At 74.2% G+C, this 19930-nt stretch carries 15 protein-coding genes; 4 read left to right on the forward strand and 11 right to left on the reverse strand.

The features are described 5' to 3' along the window. The first annotated feature begins 189 nt into the window (after window positions 1-189). Complete coding sequence (locus ACZ41I_RS12720; protein ID WP_468322900.1) at window positions 190-1863, forward strand: PucR family transcriptional regulator; 1674 nt, start codon at window positions 190-192, stop codon at window positions 1861-1863. Between the two features lie 166 nt (window positions 1864-2029). Continuing rightward, the gene (locus ACZ41I_RS12725) at window positions 2030-2797 is read left to right on the forward strand and encodes a hypothetical protein (protein WP_363217630.1); all 768 of its coding nucleotides are present in this window, start codon (window positions 2030-2032) and stop codon (window positions 2795-2797) included. 131 nt (window positions 2798-2928) lie between these two features. On the opposite strand, the gene ACZ41I_RS12730 is transcribed toward ACZ41I_RS12725, so the two are convergent. Then, window positions 2929-3741 carry a GntR family transcriptional regulator gene (locus ACZ41I_RS12730; RefSeq protein ID WP_468514037.1) on the reverse strand — a complete coding sequence of 271 codons (813 nt, stop codon included), beginning with the start codon at window positions 3739-3741 and terminating at the stop codon, window positions 2929-2931. Between the two features lie 376 nt (window positions 3742-4117). Here ACZ41I_RS12730 and ACZ41I_RS12735 point away from each other — a divergent pair, with 376 nt between their 5' ends. Further along, the gene (locus tag ACZ41I_RS12735; RefSeq protein WP_363217632.1) at window positions 4118-5161 is read left to right on the forward strand and encodes a DUF2637 domain-containing protein; all 1044 of its coding nucleotides are present in this window, start codon (window positions 4118-4120) and stop codon (window positions 5159-5161) included. Window positions 5162-5442: 281 nt separating this feature from the next. Here ACZ41I_RS12735 and ACZ41I_RS12740 read toward each other — a convergent pair whose 3' ends face one another. The 4 genes from ACZ41I_RS12740 to ACZ41I_RS12755 form a co-directional block, all read right to left on the reverse strand. Beyond that, entirely contained in the window at window positions 5443-5916 is a 474-nt protein-coding gene (locus ACZ41I_RS12740; RefSeq protein ID WP_399772887.1) for an ATP-binding protein, read from the reverse strand. A 373-nt stretch (window positions 5917-6289) separates the two neighbouring features. Then, window positions 6290-8161 carry a protein phosphatase 2C domain-containing protein gene (locus tag ACZ41I_RS12745; protein WP_468514038.1) on the reverse strand — a complete coding sequence of 624 codons (1872 nt, stop codon included), beginning with the start codon at window positions 8159-8161 and terminating at the stop codon, window positions 6290-6292. A 318-nt stretch (window positions 8162-8479) separates the two neighbouring features. Next, window positions 8480-9664 (reverse strand): SGNH/GDSL hydrolase family protein, encoded by a 1185-nt coding sequence (locus ACZ41I_RS12750; RefSeq protein ID WP_399772881.1) that lies wholly within the window; start codon window positions 9662-9664, stop codon window positions 8480-8482. Window positions 9665-9937: 273 nt separating this feature from the next. After that, a complete protein-coding gene (locus ACZ41I_RS12755) occupies window positions 9938-10873 on the reverse strand; it encodes an alpha/beta fold hydrolase (protein WP_468514039.1) in 936 nt (311 codons plus the stop codon). 151 nt (window positions 10874-11024) lie between these two features. On the opposite strand from ACZ41I_RS12755, the gene ACZ41I_RS12760 reads away from it, so the two are divergent. Then, on the forward strand, window positions 11025-11639 hold the full coding sequence (locus ACZ41I_RS12760; RefSeq protein ID WP_363217638.1) for a TetR/AcrR family transcriptional regulator: 615 nt from the start codon (window positions 11025-11027) through the stop codon (window positions 11637-11639). On the opposite strand, the gene ACZ41I_RS12765 is transcribed toward ACZ41I_RS12760, so the two are convergent. The 6 genes from ACZ41I_RS12765 to ACZ41I_RS12790 form a co-directional block, all read right to left on the reverse strand. Further along, window positions 11636-12136, reverse strand: a complete 501-nt coding sequence (locus tag ACZ41I_RS12765; protein ID WP_468514040.1) for a methylated-DNA--[protein]-cysteine S-methyltransferase — start codon at window positions 12134-12136, stop codon at window positions 11636-11638. The two genes, ACZ41I_RS12760 and ACZ41I_RS12765, sit on opposite strands and share 4 nt — an antisense overlap. Further along, window positions 12133-13545, reverse strand: a complete 1413-nt coding sequence (locus ACZ41I_RS12770; RefSeq protein WP_468322988.1) for a bifunctional transcriptional activator/DNA repair enzyme AdaA — start codon at window positions 13543-13545, stop codon at window positions 12133-12135. The genes ACZ41I_RS12765 and ACZ41I_RS12770 overlap by 4 nt, the downstream gene beginning before the upstream one ends. A 126-nt stretch (window positions 13546-13671) precedes the next feature. Then, window positions 13672-14052, reverse strand: a complete 381-nt coding sequence (locus ACZ41I_RS12775; protein ID WP_363217640.1) for a VOC family protein — start codon at window positions 14050-14052, stop codon at window positions 13672-13674. 156 nt (window positions 14053-14208) lie between these two features. Next, a complete protein-coding gene (gene rsgA, locus ACZ41I_RS12780) occupies window positions 14209-15321 on the reverse strand; it encodes a ribosome small subunit-dependent GTPase A (RefSeq protein WP_468322915.1) in 1113 nt (370 codons plus the stop codon). 310 nt (window positions 15322-15631) lie between these two features. After that, window positions 15632-17719: a protein kinase domain-containing protein gene (locus tag ACZ41I_RS12785; RefSeq protein WP_468514041.1), complete on the reverse strand. Its 2088-nt coding sequence runs from the start codon at window positions 17717-17719 to the stop codon at window positions 15632-15634. Window positions 17720-17754: 35 nt separating this feature from the next. Further along, window positions 17755-19926 carry a protein kinase domain-containing protein gene (locus ACZ41I_RS12790; protein WP_468514042.1) on the reverse strand — a complete coding sequence of 724 codons (2172 nt, stop codon included), beginning with the start codon at window positions 19924-19926 and terminating at the stop codon, window positions 17755-17757. Window positions 19927-19930: the final 4 nt, after the last annotated feature.

Here is a 19930-nt window from a genome sequence, read left to right on the forward strand (position 1 = left end):
CTGGCCACGCCAGGCATCTTGTAGATTCGTATGAACGGAGGTCATCGGCAACCTCTCCGATTTCCTGGGGAAACACAGGAAACAGTGCAGAGACCTCGGAGAGTGCCCTGTGCGGCCCGTGCCGGGCCCTTATCCCGTCACCCTCCAAGATCCATCGTAGGTTTCGAGACAAAGAACGGCGGCGACGAGATGCGGCTGCGCGCACTTCTGGACACCGATGCGCTGGGCCTGCGGCTGCTCGGCGGCGAGGAGGAGCTGGACCGGTCGGTGCGCGGGGTCATGACCACCGACCTGCGCGACCCGAGCCGCTACCTCTCCGGGGGCGAGCTGGTGCTGACCGGCCTGGCCTGGCGCCGGGACGCGGGCGACTCCGAGCCGTTCGTACGGATCCTGGTGCAGGCCGGGGTGGCGGCGCTCGCGGCCGGCGAGGCGGAGCTCGGCGACATCCCGGACGACCTGGTGCTGGCCTGCGCCAGGCACCGGCTGCCGCTGTTCGCCGTGCACGAGTCGGTGGCCTTCGCCACGATCACCGAGCACGTCGTACGGCAGGTCTCCGGCGAGCGCGCCGGGGACCTGGCGGCCGTCGTGGACCGGCACCGGCGGATGATGACCTCGGGCCCGGCGGGCGGCGGCCCGGACGTGGTCCTGGACCTGCTGGGCTCCGACCTGGACCTGCGCGCCTGGGTGCTCTCCCCCACCGGCCGGCTGATCGCCGGCTCCAAGGTGGCGGGCCCTGCGCTGCCCGCGGAGACCTGCGCGAAGCTCGCCGCCGAGCATCTGGCGGCCACCCGCACCGGCCGGCGCGGCCCGCACCGGGTCCTGCTGGGCGGCACGACGTACTCGCTGTTCCCGATCCGCTCCTCGGGCCGCTCCCCGCAGGCCGCCCGCGATGTGCGCGAGACGGTGCTGTCGGACTGGCTGCTGGCCGTCGACGCGGACGCCGGGGACTGGCCCGAGGAGCGCCTGGACCTGCTGCAGGGCGTGACCCAGCTGATCGCGGTCGAGCGCGACCGCCGGGACGCGGCGCGCACGGTGCGTCGCCGGCTCGCCCAGGAGGTGCTGGAGCTGGTGCAGACGGGTGCCGCGCCGGCCGAGATCGCGGCCCGCCTGCGGGTGGCCGCGCCGGTGCTGCTGCCCGGGCTCGGGGCGGCCCCGCACTGGCAGGTGGTGGTGGCCCGCGTGGAGTGGGACGGCGGGGAGGTCGAGGGCGGCCCGGTCGCCCAGTCGCTGCTGGAGGAGGTGCTGGTCGACCCGCTGGCCACCGGCCCCGAGCCCTCGGACCGGATCGCCGTCGCGCACACGGGCGACGAAGCCATCGCGCTCGTCCCGCTCCCGGCGGTCTCCGCCGAGCACGACGGCTCGGAGACCGGTCTGCTGGCCGACTCCCTGCTGCAGTCGGTGCGCGAGACGCTGTCGGCGGGCCTGGACGACGACGGGCGGCTCACCCTCGGCGTCAGCGCGGCCGTGCATTCGGCGGAGGGCCTGCGCGGCGCCCTGGAGGAGGCCAGGCACGCCCGCCGGGTGGCGGCGGCCCGCCCCGGCCGGGTCTGCGCGGCCGGGCACCAGGAGCTGGCCTCGCACGTCCTGCTGCTCCCGTTCGTCCCGGACGACGTCCGTCGCGCCTTCACGGCCCGCCTGCTGGACCCGCTGAAGGACTACGACCGCCGCCACCGGGCCGAGCTCATCCCCACCCTGGAGGCGTTCCTGGACTGCGACGGCTCCTGGACCCGCTGTGCCACCCGGCTGCACCTGCACGTCAACACGCTGCGCTACCGGGTCGGCAGGATCGAGCAGTTGACGGGACGGGACCTGTCGCGGCTGGAGGACAAGCTGGACTTCTTCCTTGCCCTGCGGATGAGCTGAGGTCAGCGGGGGCGCACACCGGCCAAACCCGTCACGCCCTCGCCCAACGACTTTGTGAAATCTTTCACCCACCCTCTTGGCCCGGCCCGTCGATTGGTGCTGGAATGCCGCCACCACTCAACAGCTCGATGGCGTGCTCGGGGAGGGCAACGTGGCGCATACCGCCATGTCTGGTAACGGAACGACCCCAGGTGACGATCCGCTCCAGACCGCGGTGTGGCGGCTGCGCTCGCGGGCCTGCTGGGCGGACGCGGCGGCCCTGCTGCCGCCCGACACCCCCGCCACGGCCCTGCAGCGGGCCGTACTGCTGGTCGAACGGTGCCTGTACACCGAGCGGGGCTGGGAGGAGGCGGAGGACGCCCTGCGGACGGCGGAGGCGCTCGCGCACACCGACGAGGAGCGGGGGGCCGCCGCGTGCGAACGGGGCCAACTCGCCTACACGGCAACGCTGCACGGGGTGCGGGACCGCGCGGACGAGGCGCGGGCCGCGCTGGGGCGGGCGGCGGCGCTGATCCCTCCGGGGGCGCCGGACCGCGCCCTGCTGGACTTCCGCCGGGGCCTGATCGCCGAGAACCTGACCCGCTCCGCACAGGCGGCTCGCGCCGCCTACCGCCGGGCGCACGCGGGCGCTGCCGCGCACGCGGACCCGCTGCTACTGTCCTTCACCTGGCGCCACCTTGCCGGACTCGCGCTGCGGGAGGGCGAGTTGGCCGAGGCGCGGCACGGGTTCGCCGAATCGCTCCGGATCCGCGAGGAGTTGGGCTACCTGGTGGGTACGGCCCCGGCGCTGGCCTCGCTGGCCGACGCGGAGTCCGAGCCGGAGGCGTCCCGCCTCCGCGAGGAGGCCCGGCGCCTGTTCCGGTTGCTCGGGGGTGTACCGACATGGCTGGCACGGCAGTTGTCCCCGCCGGCACCGGGAGTGGCCACGGCATAGGGGCGGACGGTTACGGCACAGGGGCGCGGGGCCGTGTTCGACATGCGGCGCCGCCGCGCGGGCGCGAGCGACCACGACGGACCCGCACCCGGGAGACGGGCCTCAACCCCTACGGTGCTCGCCGTACCGGCTCAGCACGCGCCCGCGAAGTGTTCCTCCACCAGCCCCCGGACGACATCCAGATCACGGGAGACCAGCGCTTCCAGCAGAGCCATGTGCTCCGCCGCGTCCGCCACCAGGTCCGCCCGCCCGTGCCGTACGGGGCCCCCGACCAGCGGCCACTGCGACCGCCGGTGCAGATCCGACGCGATACGGACCAGCTGCTCGTTGCCCGACAGGGCGAGCAGCGCCTGGTGGAAGGCCCGGTCGGACTCGGCGTACGTCGCCGGACAGCCGGAGGCCGCCGCCCGTACGGTCTCCTCCGCGAGCGGACGCAGCTCGGCCCACCGCTCGGCCGGCACGGTCCGGGCGAGCCGCAGCATCACCGGTACCTCGATGAGCGCCCGCACCTCCGCCAGCTCGGCCAGCTCCCGCGCCCCCCGCTCCACGACCCGGAAGCCCCGGTTGGGCACGACCTCGACGGCACCCTCCATGGCGAGCTGCTGCATGGCCTCGCGCACGGGCGTGGCCGAGACACCGAACCGTTCACCGAGCACCGGCGCCGAGTGGACCTCGCCCGGCTTGAGCTCCCCGGTGACCAGAGCGGTCCGCAGTGCGTCCAGGATCTGACCGCGCACCGAGGAGCGCTGCACCGCAGGCCGCGGTCCGGGAATCGGCCGCTCACTGTGGGTGTGCTCGCCGCGTGCGGCGGGCAGGGCGGTGTCCCGCTCGCGACAGCCGTCCGGGCCGTCCGCCGCGCGCGCCTGCGCGGGCACCCGGGCGGCGCCGGACGCCGGGCGCTGCGGTGTCCCCGCGCCGGCCACGCCCTGTGCGCTGTGCTTCACGGGTCCTCCTGGCGGGGTTGTCGGCACTTGGGTCATTGACGGCGGGTTGTCGTTTGTCCGTCAAGCACCTTAGGCGCCCGAGGCGGGAGTTCCAATTCTCCAGAAGTCAGCAAGGCAAGCCTTACCTAAATGTGAACCGGGATGGATGATTCACCCCTTCCTCATCCGTCACGGAAACTGTCCGCGGAACCACGCGTCCGGGTACTCTTATTCGAACTCAACGCCCGTCTGTCACGCGGTAGTTCGAGCAGAACGCCGTCCTGGGCATCCCTCTCGCACCTCCTTGGCGGCCTCTTGCCCCGAAACCCCCTGAGGGCCCTCGGGAGTGGGCCACTATGGCGGGCGTTACGCCCTATCCCAATGCAAGGGACCCCTGATGAGACTGACCGACATATCGCTGAACTGGCTGCTTCCTGGCGCCGTACTGCTCCTGGGGATGCTGGCGGCGGTGGCGGTGCTCGCGCGCGGCAAGCGCTCCTCCGGGGAGAACGCGAGCGCGGACGACTCGTGGGAGCGCAGCGAGGAGCGCCGCAGACGCAAGGAGGCCATCTACGGCACGGCCTCGTATGTGCTCCTGTTCTGCTGTGCGGCGGTCGCCGCCGCCCTGTCCTTCCACGGCCTGGTCGGCTTCGGCGAACAGAACCTGGGGCTGACCGACGGCTGGCAGTACCTGGTGCCGTTCGGCCTGGACGGCGCGGCGATGTTCTGCTCCGTCCTCGCGGTGCGCGAGGCCAGCCACGGTGACGCGGCCCTCGGCTCCCGGATCCTCGTGTGGCTGTTCGCCGCCGCCGCGGCCTGGTTCAACTGGGTGCACGCGCCCCGGGGCGCCGGGCACGCGGGCGCCCCGCAGTTCTTCTCCGGTATGTCGCTGTCGGCGGCCGTCCTGTTCGACCGCGCGCTGAAGCAGACCCGACGGGCCGCGCTGCGCGAGCAGGGCCTCGTGCCGCGTCCGCTGCCGCAGATCCGTATCGTCCGCTGGCTGCGGGCCCCCCGCGAGACCTACCGGGCCTGGTCGCTGATGCTCCTGGAGGGCGTGCGCAGCCTGGACGAAGCCGTGGAGGAGGTCCGCGAGGACAAGCGGCAGAAGGAGGAGACGCGGCAGCGTCGGCGCGATCAGCAGCGCATCGAGCGGGCCCAGCTGAGGGCCATCAGCCGGGGCCACCGCGGCTTCGTCGGCCGTGGCGCCCGGCAGGTCGAGGTGCAGGCGGTGGAGCGTGGCCCCGCCCAGGCGACCGCGGAGCCTGCCATATCCACCGCGGAACAACTGCCCGTACGCCCCCGTCCCTCCCTGCAGCCGGTCCGCAGCGGGTCCGCTGAGCAGGTGACCGTCGACCTCACCGCCGAGGACGACACCATGGCCCTGCCGCGCCTGGACTCCCTGGAGCGCAAGCTGAAGGACCTGGAGCAGCAGTTCGGCTAGGGGCTGTCGTTTGGACCCCGCGACGCCGGGATGATCCGAACGACACCCCCCAGCTCAGTCACTCCGACGCGCCGGGGGCTCACCACACGGGTCACGCCCCCGGCGCGTCCCGGCAGTGGCGGCGCCGGGAAGCCGACGCAACCGCAGCGCCCGAGAGACGGGGCCCTGTCGATGTGCGGACCCGCTGCGATGAGGTCCCCGGGTTCGAGCGCGGCCGGGAAGGTGCGGGAGCGGGCTGCCGCCATGGACCGCACCCGGTGAGCCGGCCTTCCCGTGGAGCGTCACGCCGCCTCGGCGCCCAGTTCGAACCACACCGACTTGCCCACCCCGTGCCGGCGTACGCCCCAGGCATCCGCGAGGGACTGCACCAGCAGCAGGCCGCGCCCGTGGGTGTCGTCGTCCGTGTCCGGGCCTCTCAGCTCCGGTCTGCGGGCCAGGAAGTCCCGTACCTCCACGCGCAGTCCGCCCGGCTCGACCACGGCCGTGAGGACCGCGTCGTCGTCGGTGTGGACGAGCGCGTTGGTGACCAGTTCACTGGTGAGCAGTTCGGCGATCTCCGAGCGGCCCGGTTTTCCCCAGTGCCGCAGCAGCTCACGCAACTCCCGGCGGGCCTCGGGCACCGCCCTGAGATCCGCCCGCCCCAGCCTGCGCCGGAGCCGGTGCGCGTGTTCCGTGGTGGTGTCGGTCTCTTCCCCCGTCGTCGCCGAGGAGCCCCCGACGACCGCGGGACCGCCCCCTCGTGCCTGACTCTTCATGACCCCCGCCCGCACGCCGCTGGACCCTGCCCCTCCTGGTCGAACACGTTCACGGGGGATGCTTGCCCAGCACGAACCCGGGCAGTCCTGGCAGATGCCCGATGACCGGAGGTTCGGCCACGGCCGTACGGGGTCCGGACCGCCCGCCGGGCCGCGCCGCACCCGCCTCGCCGGCCTCCCGTACGGCGCTGGGCGCCACGGACGCCCCGGGACAGCAAGGCAGATGCGTCCGGCACCGGCCGGCGGCACACCGTCACACGCCGTGAAAGTGGCCGAAATCCGCTCCTCTTCGGGCGGGTTCAGGGCCGCGGTACGTTGCGCAGGCCGCCGGCGGGCCACTGGCCATGCACCCATGGATGCACGGGGCAAGCGGTCATGCCTCCCACACGGCCGCCGCCGTACGGTCGTCGGCGTAGCCCTTCACCCGCACCTGGGCGTCGGCGAGGAACGCGGCGAGCCCTGGCGGGGTACGGCCGGACCAGCGGCGGGCCAGATAGGCGCAGAGGGCGGCCTCGCCGCGCAGCGGGTCGGCGAGGCCCGCGGTGCACATCACCAGCGCATCACCCGGGCGGGCTACCGAGGCACGGAACCGGAACGGCTCGCGCGGCGGCTCCGGCGCCGGCTCGTACGGGCTCTGCGGGGTCGGGATGCCGAGATCCATGGTGAGCCGGTCGCCCTCGGGCGTCTCGGCAAACGTTTTCGCGGACCTTTCCGATGGGGAGCCGAAGCCTGCGGCGGGCGCACCGCTGTTGTCGTCGGGCGTGACGCCCGGCTCGATGTCCTGCCACTCCCCGTCCCGCAGCCGGAACAGCCCGCCGTCGCCGACGCCGAAGAACACACGCGTACGGCAGTCGGGGTCGGCGGGCAGCAGCAGACAGCGCAGGCCGGCCGTGTACTCCTCCGGATCGACGCCCTGTTCCACCGCGCTCGCCCGGAGCTTGCCGAGACTGCGGTCGGTCAGCCGGTGCAGGCCCGCCTTCAGGTCGCCACGCCGGGCGGCCCGGATGTCCGCCACGAGCCGGTGATGGCTGCGGCCCACGGCGCGCCCGATCCACCGGCACGCCTCGGCCGCCGCGAGATGCGCGACCGGCGTGCCCCGCACCCCGGTCGCCATCGCGACCAGCAGCAGCGCGTGCTCCCCCGTCCCGAACCGGGCGGTCAGCAGCGAGTCCCGCCGCGGCTCGCCCCGGTACCGCGCCGAGTCCCCCCGCAACGACACGGCCCGCAGCGCACACGCCCCGTACCGGGCCCCGTCCAGCACAGTGTCCGCCACCAGCTCCCCCAGCCCCTCGGGATCGGCGACCGGCAGCGCGGTCGGCTCGGGGTCGTAGGTGGGCGGCCCGGAGCCGACGTAGTCGAGGGAAGAGGGGGGCGGCGGCGGGGCGATGGGTGAGGAGGCGGGCAGGGTGAGCCTGGACGGGTCGGAGGTGGTGTCGGCAGGGGGCGCGTGCGGAGACGAGAGGAGCACCGGGCAGTCCTGCGGTTCGGGGGGCGAGGCGGGCGCCGGGAGGTCCTGTGGCTCAGGGGGCGGGGCGGGCGCCGGGAGACTCTGCGGCCCAGTGGGCGGGGCGGTCTCGGGCGCGTCCTGCGCGGACCAGTCGGCCGGCGGGGCGGCGGGCGAGGCGGGAGCCCGGTTGTGCCCGGTGCGTCCGGCAGGCGGCGAGGAGGGCGCGGACGGAGCTTCCGGCTCAGGGGGCGGGGCGGTCTCGGGCGCGTCCTCCGCGGGCCGACCGGTGAGCGGGTCGGCGAGTGGGACAGGGGCCTGATCCTGCGCGGTGTGTTCGCAGGGCGCCGGGAGATCCTGCGGCCCGGACGGCGCGGGCGGAGCCTGTGGGGGCCGGGCGTTGGGTGAGGTGGCGGATGCCGTCAGGGTCTGCGCCGGGGGTTCCGTGGGGGGGTGGCCGTGGGTCGGCCGGGGCGGTTCCTGGTGGGCCGGGGGCGGTTCCCAGGGAGTGCGTTGGGGCGGCAGTGTGGTCCGGCCGGGAGGCGTGCTCCCCGAAGTGTCCCCCCGGTCCGGCGCGTCGGCGCCGGTGACCGCGTCGGCGGCGGTGCCGCCCGTGCCCGGTCCCGGCTCGCGTGGCGCTGCCGTGCCCGGCCGGCCCGTCAGCGTGCGCTTCGCGGAGGCGAACCGGTCGTCCAGGGAATCGGCCGCGGCCGTGGGTCCGGTGTCCTCGGTGGAGTCGTCGTACAGCTGTCCCCACCAGTCGTCCTCAGGACGGGCGGGCCTTCCCCCCTGCTGGCTCATGCCGCTCATTGTCCACCGCACGGGCCGTATGAAAACGGGTCATCGGGAAAATCCGGCGCACCGGCCGCGTCGTACGGCGCGTCGAGTGAGGGGGTGAACAGCCGTACGGCAAGCGGCAGATGACGGCGGGCGACCACCGGGGCGCCCGGGCCGGCGGGGGCTCGCCGCCCGGGATGGCGCTCGGTGCGAGGCGATGGCCTCGCCGCGCGGACGATGCGCTCGGGCTCGGATCCCGCGTCCTTGCGGACCGCGCCGAAAGACCCCCGAGCCACTGCTCACCGGAGTCCGGCGCCCGGAACACGGAGCCGGAAACCGGTATCACCGCGGTACGCCGGCGAGCGCCCGGTGGACCGTGTCGGCGATCGCTGCCATCCCGGTGTCGTTGAAGTGGAGATGGTCGCCGGGGTCGTAGGCGGGCAGCAGGCGGGTCGGGTCGGCGGGGTCGCGCAGGGCGGCGTCGGCGTCGGCGACCGCGTCGAAGGCGCCGCCGGTGCGGATGAACGCGTTCACCTGCTGCCGTACCGCCTCGCGGGCGTCGGTGTACGCGGAAAACCCCCGGTACGGCGTGAGGGTGACGCCGATGACCCGGACGCCCCGGGCGTGGGCGCGGGCCACGAGCGTGCGGTAGGCGTCGGCGTACGCGGTGACGTCGTCGGCCGTCGGTGTGCCCTTGATGTCGTTGATGCCCTCCAGGACGACCAGGACCCGTACCCCGGACCGGTCCAGGGCGTCGGCGTCCAGGCGGGCGAGGGCGCTCGGGCCGGCGCCGTCGTGCAGCAGACGGTTACCGGCGATACCGGCGTTGAGGACGCCGAGCCGGCCCGCGCGCACCTGTTCGGCGAGCCGGTCGGGCCAGCGGTGGTTGGTGTCGGGGGTGGAACCGTTTCCGTCCGTGAGGGAGTCGCCGAACGCGACGATGCTGCCCGCGCCGCCGAGGACGTCGACACCGGTGGCGTAGTACCAGCGGCTGATGGCGGTCGTGTAGGCGGTGCCGTTCTCGTCGGTGGCCCGCCCCGCCCCGGCCGGGGCCACGTAGCTGGTCTGCAGCGCCGTCTGGTGGTAGGTCGCGGGGCCGCTGTCGCCGGGGGTGTACACGGTGACGAGAAGGTCGGCCGCGGCCGGGACGGACAGCGGCACCGGATCGGTGACGATGTCCTGGCCGGGCGGGACGGCGACGGTCGCGGCACCCTGGAAGGTGGCGGTGCGCAGGGTGCCCGGTACGGCGTTCGGACCGGCCGCGCGCAACGCGACGGTGACCGCGCCGAGTTGCAGGGGCGCGGTACCGAAACGGTTGCTGAGCCGGATGCGCACGGCCGTGCCGCCGACGCTCAGATGGACGACGTTGCGGACGGCTGCGCCGGGCAGTGCGGCAGCGGTGCCCGACGGCGCGGTCTCCCAGCTGCCGGTCCAGGGCGGCGGCGCCGGCTCCGCGACGGCCGGCGCCGCCGTGCCGGGCAGTACCGCCAACAACAGCACCGCTAGGGCCCGTCGGACCTCGGCCATCTCCGCACCCGTCCTTCCCCGTGACTCGTCGGAGCAGACCGTGCCACACGGCCGGGCCGTGTCACCGCACCTTCGACGGCGGTCCACCCGCTCGGCGCAACGGGCTTCGGCCGGCTGTCCCAGGGGGCGGAGCCGATGCGCGGGGGCACGGGCGTGCGTGCTGGGCGATCGTCATCCCCGGATGCAGCGAGGCGGACCACACGAATCCGGCGTCGCAGCATCTGCGCGCACGGTCACCGCCGACTCACACGCCACCGCCGGCCCGGAGGTCAGCTAGCGCACCGCCGGCTGGTCGCGTTCGGCGGAGTTCATGAAGTCCAGCATCAGGTGGTTGGCCTGTTCCGCGTGGTCGATCTGCGGTCCGTGGCCGGTGCGGGAGATGATCTCGGCCCTGGCGCCGGGGACCAGGCGGGGAACGCGTTCGGCCTGCCGGTCCGGGTGCACCAAGAGACTGCGCCTGCCCAGCATCAGGTACAACGGCGTGCGGATGGTGGCCAGTTCGGCATCGGTCAGGGGCTGCGGCACGGGCCGGCGGATGCGGTAGGCGCGCACTCCGGCCCTGACCATGGCGCGCAGCTCCGGCACGACCAGGACCGGCTGCTCCAGCCAGGACGCGAGACGGGGCCGGAACCGCTTGGGGGCGAAGGTCGCGAACAGGCTGACGAAGATCCACACGAAGAAACGCAGCCCCACCTTCTCCAGGCCGCCGGGGTCGAGCAGCGTGACCGAGGCCAGGCGTCCCGGTCCGCGGTGGGCCTGGTTCAGCGCGAGCCACCCGCCGTACGAGGAGCCGACCAGGTGCACCCGGTCCAGCCCCAGCCCGGCGAGTGTCTCGTCCAGCCACCGCGCGGCGTCCTCGGGCTCGTGGACGGGTGCGCGCTGCACGCTGCGGCCGGGGTCGCCGGGGGTGTCGATCGCGTAGACGGGCCGTTCGGCGCTGAGGGCGGGGGTGTTGGGGTACCACATGGCGGAGCAGGAGCCGGCGCCGTGGACGAGGACGACGGGGGTGCGCTCACGGGCGGCCGGGTCCTCGGGGTCGTAACGGTAGACGTGCGTGGTCCCGTACGACGTCTCCACGTCCTCCTCCCAGGACGCGGGCGCACCCAGCGCGTAGACGGCGTCGCAGGCCGCGAAGTAGCGCTCGCGCCAGGCGTCGCTGACGTAGCGGCCGATGTCGGGCTGGGGACGGGCACTTGCGGGCTCGGGCACGGCCACCTCCGGGCAGACGGTCTTGAACGGTCTGGAACGGTCTTCGACGTCCTTCGACGTTTTTTGTGATACGAACGTACCACGTTGATGGTACGGCTGTATCATCAACCGGGAGAGGCGGAGATCACGGAGCGCAGAGCGGAGAGGGACGATGCCCAAGCGTGTGGATCACGCGGAACGGCGGACCGAGATCGCGGAGGCCCTGATCCGGGCCGCCGGGCGGCTCGGCCTGCATGCCGTGGGGATGCGCGACGTGGCGGCCGAGGCCGGTGTGTCACTTCGGCTGGTGCAGTACTACTTCGAGTCCAAGGAGAAGCTGCTGCTCTTCGGACTGCGCCACCTGGCAGGGAAGTTCGGGGAGCGGGTGACCGCCCGGGTCCGCGCGGCCGGCGACGATCCGGGGCCACGCACGGTCATCGAGGCGCTCCTGTCGGCGGCTCTGCCGGTCGACGAGGAGAGCCGCGTCTTCCACCACCTCTACACCTCGTACGCCGTCCTCTCCGTGACCGACGAGGCCCTCGCCGCCCAGCCGTTCATCAAGGAGCCGGACGCCGCCGAGGCCACCGTGACCGGGCTGCTGCAGCAGGCGGCGGACGCCGGGCTGCTGCGGCCCGGGGTGGACCCCCGCACCGAGGCGGCCGGGCTGCTGGCCATGTCCGCGGGGCTCGGCACCGGCGTCCTGGTCGGCCAGCGGGACGCGGACTCCGCCACCGCCGTCCTCACCTACCACCTGGACCGGATCTTCCGCGCCACGGAGGGGAGTTAGGGCGTACCGGCGGCGAGCGCCCCCTCCAGGGTCAGCAGCCACACCTTGCGTTCGACGCCGCCCGCGTACCCGGTCATCGCCCCGTTCGCACCGATGACCCGGTGGCAGGGGCGAACGATCAGCAGGGGGTTGGCGCCGATCGCTCCGCCGACGGCGCGAACCGCCGCACGCGGTGCGCCGATCCGCGCGGCGATCTCGCCGTAGGTGACCGTGGCGCCGTACGGCACCTCGTCCAGCGCGGCCCACACCCGCTGCCGGAACTCGCTGCCGTGGGCGCTCAACGGCAGCCCGAACTCCGTGAGTTCACCGGCGAAGTAGGCGGCGAGCTGGTCCGCGGCGGCGCGGAACGGACCGGTGTCGTGCCGCCAGCCGTCCCGCACCGTCCGCCCGCCCTTCTGCCCGGGCACGGACAGCGAGGTGAGCGCCCCGTCCGCGTCCGCGGTGAGCAGCAACGGGCCCACGGGAGCGTCCAGTCGGTCCCAGTACACGGTCGTCATCGGCGCCACTCCCCTGCCACGCGCAGATGCTGCACGGCGTACGAGCGCCACGGCCGCCAGTCGTCGGGCACCCGCGCGCCGGGCGGGGCGACGTCCGGATCGCCGAGGGCGCGCACGCGGAGGGCGGCGACGGTCGCCGGATCCATGCCGGGCAGGGCGAGCAGGGCCTGCTGCGCATCGTCCCGGTCGGCTCCCGGATCCAGCCGTACGGTGCCGTCGGCGACGGCGGCGGCCAGCGCGCCGAGCGGGCCGCCGGGTTCGGCCCCGGCGAGGGCGGCGGGCTCGGGGAAGAGATGGGTGAGGCTGCCGCAGGGCGCGTCGAGCACCTTGCCGTACCGGCGCACCAGCTCCTCGGCGCCCTCCCGCCCGGCCAGGGCGCGGACCGCCGGCTCCAGCGGGTCCACGGTGCCGGGCGAACGCAGTCCGGGCCGGGCGGCGACCAGCGGGCCCAGCCGCGGGTCGGCGCCGAGCCGCTCGTCGACGGCGTACGGGTCGGCGTCGAGGTCGAACAGGCGCCGCAGCCGCTGTACGGCGGTGGTGAGGTCCCTGGGGTCGGTGAGATGCAGCCGCGCGTCGAGCCAGCCGCCCGGACGGGTGCCGGTCCCGGCCCTCGGCGCCCCGGTGCGCTCCTCGACGGCGACGATCGCGGTGCCGTACGGCAGCCGCAGCGTGCGCCGGTAGGTCCGGTCGCCCGGCGCGCCGGAAACCTCCTCGACACCGGTTACCGCCTCGTCGGCGAGCTGGTCGAAGACGGCGCCCGCCTGGTACGGCCCGCGGTGGGCGAGCCGCAGCGGTATCCCGGCGCCCGGCGTGGGCCTGCGCACGCCCCGGCCCCGCGCACCGCCCCGGCCGCGGTGGGCGGCGGCCCGCAGCTCGGTCGGTGTCGAGGCGTACACCTCCCGGACGGTGTCGTTGAACTGCCGCACGCTGGCGAACCCGGACGCGAACGCGATCTCGGTGACCGGCAGGCCGGTGGTCTGCAGCAGCACCCGCGCCGTGTGCGCCCGCTGCGCCCGCGCGAGCGCGACGGGCCCGGCGCCGAGCTCTGCGGTGAGCTGCCGCTGGACCTGCCGGGCGCTGTACCCGAGCCGCGCGGCGAGCCCGGCGACGCCCTCGCGGTCCACGACACCGTCGGCGATCAGCCGCACGGCCCGTCCCACGACGTCCGCCCGGACATCCCACTCCGCCGACCCCGGCACCGCGTCCGGCCGGCACCGCCGGCAGGCCCGGAACCCCGAGCCCTGCGCGGCGGCGGCCGTCGGGAAGAACCGCACGTTGCGGCGCTTCGGCGTCACCGCCGGACAGCTGGGCCGGCAGTAGATCCCGGTGGTCTCGACGGCGAAGAAGAAGACTCCGTCAAACCGCCCGTCCCGGCTCCGCACCGCCTCGTACCTGGTGTCTTCGTCCATCACGTGTCCCAGTGTGGGTCGGGGAGGAAGACGGGGCCAGCGGGATTCGGACGTCGCGATGGGGGCTTCGGGAGCGCGCCGCCGGACCATGCACCGTCGCCGGCCCCTACGGCGCGCTCCGCACCGTCAGAGCGGGTTGAGGCGGGCCTTGAGCAGGCAGAACTCATTGCCCTCGGGGTCGGCGAGAACATGCCACTGCTCCTCGCCGGTCTGGCCGATGTCGGCCGGGCGCGCCCCGAGCTTCAGGAGGCGTTCGAGCTCGGCGTCCTGATCGCGGTCGGTGGCGTTGACGTCGATGTGCAGCCGGGACTTGCCCGGCTCCGGCTCGTCCCTGCGGCTGAGGAAGATCGTCGGCTGCGCGCCGCCGAAGCCTTCGCGCGGCCCGATCTCGATACTGCCGTCGTCTTCGCGACCGAGCACGACGAAGTCCAGGACCTCGCACCAGAACCGCGCCAGCACCTCGGGGTCGTGGCAACCGAGCACGAGTTCACTGATACGACATGCCATGGACGAACCTGCTCTCAGCGTCGGGATTCCCGGGCGTCCGTGCGCGAAGCCGTCGAGCTCTTCGCCGCCGGAACACGCACCGTACCGGGCGGGGCGAGCGGGTGCGAAGGGTTTTCGGGGTCCCCGCCTCGCCCGCCCGGGCCGCCGGCCGGGAACCTAACGGAGACGGCCTCGCTTGATCTCCATCGCGGCCCTGCCTGCGGCCCCCTTCCGCTTCCAGTCCCGCCGAAGCTCCGCCCGCACCCGCGCATCCGTCTTCGCCACGATCCACTGGTTCTCCCGCACCAGCTTCCGGTAGCTCTCCAGCCGCCGCACCGCGAGCTCCCCGCGCTCCACCGCGGAGCGCACCGCGCAGTCCGGCTCGCTGTCGTGCGCGCAGTCGTGGAAACGGCACCGCTCGGCCAGTTCCTCGATCTCGGCGAACACCTGGCCGACGCCGCTCTCGGCGTCGTACAGGCCAACGCCCCGCAGTCCGGGCGTGTCGATGAGGACCCCGCCGGAGGGCAGGACGAGCAGGTTGCGGGTAGTCGTGGTGTGCCGGCCCTTGCCGTCGACGTCCCGTGCCGCCCGCACGTCCATGACGTCCGCGCCGACGAGCACGTTGGCCAGCGTCGACTTGCCCGCGCCGGACTGGCCGAGCAGCACGGACGTACCGGAACCGGCCAGCGCGACGAGGACATCGAGCCCTTCGCCGTGCAGGGCGCTGACGGTGAGCACCGGCACACCGGGCGCGCTCGTCTCGACGTCCTGCACCAGGTGGGCCAGGGTGACCGGGTCGGGCACCAGATCGGCCTTGGTGAGCACCACGACGGGCTGGGCACCGGACTCCCAGGCGAGGGCGAGGAAGCGTTCGATGCGGCCGAGGTCGAGGTCGACGGCGAGCGACACGGCGACGACGGCGTGGTCGACGTTGGCGGCGAGGATCTGCCCGTCGGACCGCTTGGAGGAGGTGGAGCGCACGAAGGCGGTGCGGCGTGGCAGATACGCCCGCACGTACCGCGGGTCGCCGTCCGGGTCGACGGCGACCCAGTCGCCCGTGCACACGACCTTCATCGGGTCGCGGGGCACGACGAACTCGGTGTCGGCGCGGACGACCCCGCCGGCGGTGACGATGTCGCACTGGCCGCGGTCGACCCGTACGACACGGCCGGGCAGGAGGCCCTGCTCGGCATGGGGAGCGAACTCGGCTTCCCAGCCCTCGTCCCAGCCGTACGGGGCGAGAGGATGCGAGGAAGGCGAGGACGAGCCCGCGAGAGAGGAGAAAGACAAGGGAGGACCCTTCACAAGGGTGGCCTCGGCGCCGCGCTCACGGGCGCGGGAGAAGAGTGAGGTCAGCCGGAGGCCACGGAGGTGGAGTGGATGAACTTCTGGTTGCGGGCAGCGCCCGTCACAGAGACAGCCATCGGTCACACCTCCCGTTCCTCACTCGGTCGACAGCAGCGGCCGACAGCCGCTGCCCGAAGCGATCCCCACCCTAGATGCGCGCACACTCGGACGCCACCGAATTTCCGGCAGGGTCACCGGCCGTGCTGGTCGCGGTCCTCAACGAGCGGCTGTGACCGGCACGTTCCGATCAGACCTAGTACACCGGCAGCGCCAGCAGCGTCGCGTGATTGAGGACGAAGACGCGGTTGCCGTCGGCGGCGAGGGAGCGGGGCAGGCCACCGGCGAGGGCGTACGTCTGGGGGTCACCCTCTCCGGAGCGCGGCAGGCCGCTCACCCCGGTCTCCTCGCTCTCCACGATCCAGACGCTGTTGCCCTGGACGGCCGGCGGCTGCCACGGCGGGGCCACGCCGGCGACGATCACCGGGTCGGCGGCCTGGCTGCCGTCGGCGCGCAGCGGGCGCAGTGCTGCGCAGTCCAGCGCGTAGACCACGCCGCCGGCCACCACGGGCGGGCCCCACCCGTCGACGCCGTTCCTGGGCGGCCGCAGCGGGTTCCGGGACCACAACTGGCGGCCCGTGCCGACCTCCACCGCCGCCAGGGTGCGGCCGCCGAGATAGACGGTTCCGCCGTCGATGGCGGGCCGTAGCGGTCCGGCGGCCTGCCCCTTGCGGATCCAGGCGCGGGTGCCGTCCTCGGCGCGGACCGCGGCCACGTCGCCCGTCTGTGTGCAGAACACCAGGTGGCCGGCGCCGAGGGCCGCGGCGGGGCGGCCGCCCGAGAGCGGCACCGGCGGCCGCTTCGTCCACCGCACCTTTCCGTCGGTCCCCACGCAGCGCAGTCGGCCGTCGGTGGTCTGCAGGTAGACGGCATGGGCGTCCGCGGCCAGCAGGACACCCACCTGCGCGTCCACCGTCCAGCGGGGTGATCCGGTGGCGGCGACCCAGGTGCGCAGGGTTCCCTCGCCGTCGGCGGTGGCCACCAGGCGGTCCCCGATCGAGAGGTAGCCGGCGCTCGTCTTCGCGGCGTCGATCCGCCACCGTTCCCGGCCGTCGGTGACCTGGCGCGCCGCGACGCCGCCGCCGGCGGCCGCGAACACCACCACGTCGCGCACCGGCAGCGGTGGCGGCGACCCGGCGTCGGCCACGTCCTGCAAGGGGCCCCACAGCGGCTTCGGGGAGCCGTCGGCGGAGCCGAGCGGCGCGGCCTGCACCTTTGCCGGCGGCGGGATGTCGAAGGGGTCGGACGGGGCGTCAGCACGGCTGAGCCACCAGGCGGTGCCGCCGCCCGCCGCGGCCAGCAGTACGCCGCCGCCGGCGGCGCTCAGCAGCCGGCGCCGGGTGAAACGGGGAGCACCGCCGGCCGTACCGTCCTGCGGGGTGGGCGAGGAGCCGGCCGTACGGGCCGTCAGGCGGCGGGCCGCCTCTTCCCGTTGCCGGATCTCCGCCCCCAACGGCCCGGACTTCCACAGCCGTCCGGGCCGAGGCGGTGCCGCCGCGGCCTCGGCGACCTGGGCGGGCAGCGGGCGTGCCGCCGGGTCCTTGGCGAAGCAGGGCGCGACCAGGTACCGCAGGCCTTCAGGAACGGCCCCCAGGTCGGGATTGCCGTGCACGACCTCGTACAGGACGGCCGTGATCTCCGCACCGGTGTACGCCGGCCGGCCGCCCGCGGCGAAGGCGAGGACGGCGCCGAGGGAGAAGACGTCGGCCGCGGGTCCGACGCGCTGTCCCAGCACCTGTTCCGGCGCGCCGTAGCCGGGGGTGACCGGGATCTGTCCGGTGCGGGTGAGGGTCAGGCCGTGTTCGGGGCGGGCGATGCCGAAGTCGATCAGGCGGGGGCCGCGCGAGGTGAGGACGACGTTGGGGGGTTTCACGTCCCGGTGGACGAGTCCTGTGGCGTGCACGTCCTGGAGTGTGCGGGCCAGTGACCGGGCCAGCTCCCGCACGGCCGTGTCGTCGAGCGGCCCGAAGCACGCGACGGCGTCGTCCAGCGTCGGTCCTGCCAGGAACTCAGTGGCGATCCACGGCCTGCCGCCCTCCAGTTCGGCGGCGAGTACACGCGCCACGCCCTCGCTGGTGACGGCCTGCGCGGTGCGCGCCTCCCGGAGGAACCGCTCGGTCAGGTGTCCGTCGTGGGCGAGTTCCGGCAGCAGGACCTTGACCGCGGCGGGGCGTCCGGAGAAGTCCGCTCCGAAGTACACCTTGCCCATGCCGCCTTCGCCGAGGACGCCGTGGAGGCGGTAGGGGCCCAGGCGCAGCGGGTCTCCCTGGCCGAGGGGTTTCACGGGTGGTCGTCTCCTGGATCGTGACGGGCGGGTGCTCAGGCGAGTGGGAGGGCGATGGTCCGCTTCTGCTGGCGGACGTAGAGACGGCCGCCCTTGGGGTCGGCGGTCAGGACGACGGGCTCGGCCTCGTACGTCCAGACGGCCTGGCGGGCCCGCAGGTCGACGGCGCGTACGCCCTTGTCGTCGGCGCAGTAGGCGTACCGCTTGCCGATCGCCGGGGCCACGTCCCGCAGGCTCTTCCGGCCGGCCAGTCCCTTCTCCTGCCAGTTCATGGTGCCGGAGAGCGCGTCGACGGCGATCAGTCCCCGGTCGCCGTCGGTGCAGTAGACGACGCCGTCCTGGACGACGGGCGCGCCGTACCGTCGCTCCCCGCTCCCGCTGTCGCCGCCGGCCTGCCCCATGCCCACGATCCACTCCAGCTCGCCGTCGGACAGCCTGCGGGCGGTGAGGGCGTCCGCGCCCAGGTAGAGGTTCCGGTCGTCGGTGACCAGACGGGACGGCGGGGTGCCCGCGTACGTCTCGGAGAACTCCCACAGTCGACGGCCGCTGCCCTTGTCGTGCACGGAGAGGCCGAGGAACTTCGAGTCCGTCGCCGGGCTCCCGCACAGCACCACCCGGGACCCCACCACGGTGCCGCACAGCGCGGGTGGGGCTCCCTGGGCCTGCGGCCCGTCCACCGGGCTGCGCCAGCGTTCCCTGCCGGTGCCCAGGTCGGCCGCGACCAGGTACCAGCGCCCGCCGGAAGCGGCCTTGGCCACCAGGTAGGCGACGCCGCCGTCCACGCACAGCAGCTGGTTGTACTGCTCCTTGCCGGCGAACGCGGAGAGCTCCACCAGGGGCTTGCCCAGTTGGCCGTCGGTCTGCGCCACCTCGCACACCGCCAGCGCCGCCGCGTCCTGGTAACGCCGCAGGGCGTAGACGCGGGTTCCGTCGGTGGCCGACCGCCAGATGTCCTCGATGCTCGCCTGCCAGGTCCCCTTGCCCGACTCGGCGTTGACGCCGCACAGCACGATCCCCGCGCGCATCGCCAGGTTCCGGCCGACCGCCATCACCTCGCCGCCGGAGTCCGGGCACCACAGCGCGGTACTCCAGAGCGCCGCCGGAGGCTTGGGCCGGTCGACGGCGTCCTTCTTCTTGCCACTGTCGTCCCCGAAGCTCCCGAGCAGGGCCCAGCCTCCGCCGCCGAGAATGCCGCCGCCCAGGAGAGCGCCCCCGGCCACGGCCAGCAGCCGGCGTCGCGAGACGCCCGGTGCAGGGGCCGGCTCGGCCCCCGGCGCCTCGGCGGGCACCGGTGGCGGCAGGCGGTGCGGCGGCTCGCGCCACACCTCGTCGCTGCGCCGGGCGATCTCCCGCAGCACCGCGTCGGGCAGCAGGTCCGCGAAGCCGCGGTGGTCGCCCGGGACGCCGTCGGCAGCAAGCGCGGTTCGCAGCTCGGTGGTGGACGGGCGCTGGGAGGGATCCTTGGCCAGACAGCGGGCGAGCAGCGGGCGCAGCGGTTGGGGGACCCTGCCTAGGTCCGGCTCGCCGAACCGGACGCGGTACAGCAGGTCGGTGGGGGCCCCGCCGCCGAACGGGCCGATGCCGGTGGCGGCGAAGACCAGCACCCCTGCCAGGGCGAACACATCCCCCGCCGCCGTGTGTTCGAGGCCTGCCGCCTGTTCCGGCGACATGAACGCCGGCGTTCCCATGGCGCTGCCGACGTTCGTCAGGTGCTCGTCGCCGAAGGCCCGGGCGATGCCGAAGTCGATGATCCGCGGTCCTTGCGCCGTCACCAGGACGTTGGAGGGCTTCAGGTCGCGGTGCACCACCTCCGACCGGTGGAGCTGCTCCAGCCCGGCGGCGAGGGCCGCGCCGAGGGCGCGCACGGCCGGCTCCGGCAGTGGTCCGCTCCCCTCCACGGCTGCGTCCAGCGGCGGACCGAGGACGTACTCCGTCGCCAGCCAGGGGGTCGGTGCCTGGGGGTCGGCATCGACGACCGCCGCGCCGTGCTCTGAGCCGATGACGCGTGCCGCGTCCGTCTCCAGCCGGAAACGCGTCCGGAGCGTGGTGTCCGCGGCGAGGCGGGTGTGCAGGGTCTTCACCGCGACCGTGCGGCCGCCCGTCGAACGGGCCAGGTAGACGGTGCCCATGCCGCCTCCGCCGAGGCGGGCGAGGATCCGGAACGGGCCGACGGTGTGCGGGTCGTCGTGCAGAAGAGGGGAGATCATGCCT

It is taken from the genome of Streptomyces sp. NPDC030799, from assembly GCF_055572255.1.

Coding starts and splice junctions, on each gene's coding strand:
- ACZ41I_RS12720 (WP_468322900.1), top strand. CDS start 190: ATGCGGCTGCGCGCACTTCTGGACACCGATGCGCTGGGCCTGCGGCTG.
- ACZ41I_RS12725 (WP_363217630.1), top strand. CDS start 2,030: ATGTCTGGTAACGGAACGACCCCAGGTGACGATCCGCTCCAGACCGCG.
- ACZ41I_RS12735 (WP_363217632.1), top strand. CDS start 4,118: ATGAGACTGACCGACATATCGCTGAACTGGCTGCTTCCTGGCGCCGTA.
- ACZ41I_RS12740 (WP_399772887.1), bottom strand. CDS start 5,916: ATGAAGAGTCAGGCACGAGGGGGCGGTCCCGCGGTCGTCGGGGGCTCC.
- ACZ41I_RS12745 (WP_468514038.1), bottom strand. CDS start 8,161: ATGAGCCAGCAGGGGGGAAGGCCCGCCCGTCCTGAGGACGACTGGTGG.
- ACZ41I_RS12750 (WP_399772881.1), bottom strand. CDS start 9,664: ATGGCCGAGGTCCGACGGGCCCTAGCGGTGCTGTTGTTGGCGGTACTG.
- ACZ41I_RS12760 (WP_363217638.1), top strand. CDS start 11,025: ATGCCCAAGCGTGTGGATCACGCGGAACGGCGGACCGAGATCGCGGAG.
- ACZ41I_RS12765 (WP_468514040.1), bottom strand. CDS start 12,136: ATGACGACCGTGTACTGGGACCGACTGGACGCTCCCGTGGGCCCGTTG.
- ACZ41I_RS12770 (WP_468322988.1), bottom strand. CDS start 13,545: ATGGACGAAGACACCAGGTACGAGGCGGTGCGGAGCCGGGACGGGCGG.
- ACZ41I_RS12775 (WP_363217640.1), bottom strand. CDS start 14,052: ATGGCATGTCGTATCAGTGAACTCGTGCTCGGTTGCCACGACCCCGAG.
- ACZ41I_RS12790 (WP_468514042.1), bottom strand. CDS start 19,926: ATGATCTCCCCTCTTCTGCACGACGACCCGCACACCGTCGGCCCGTTC.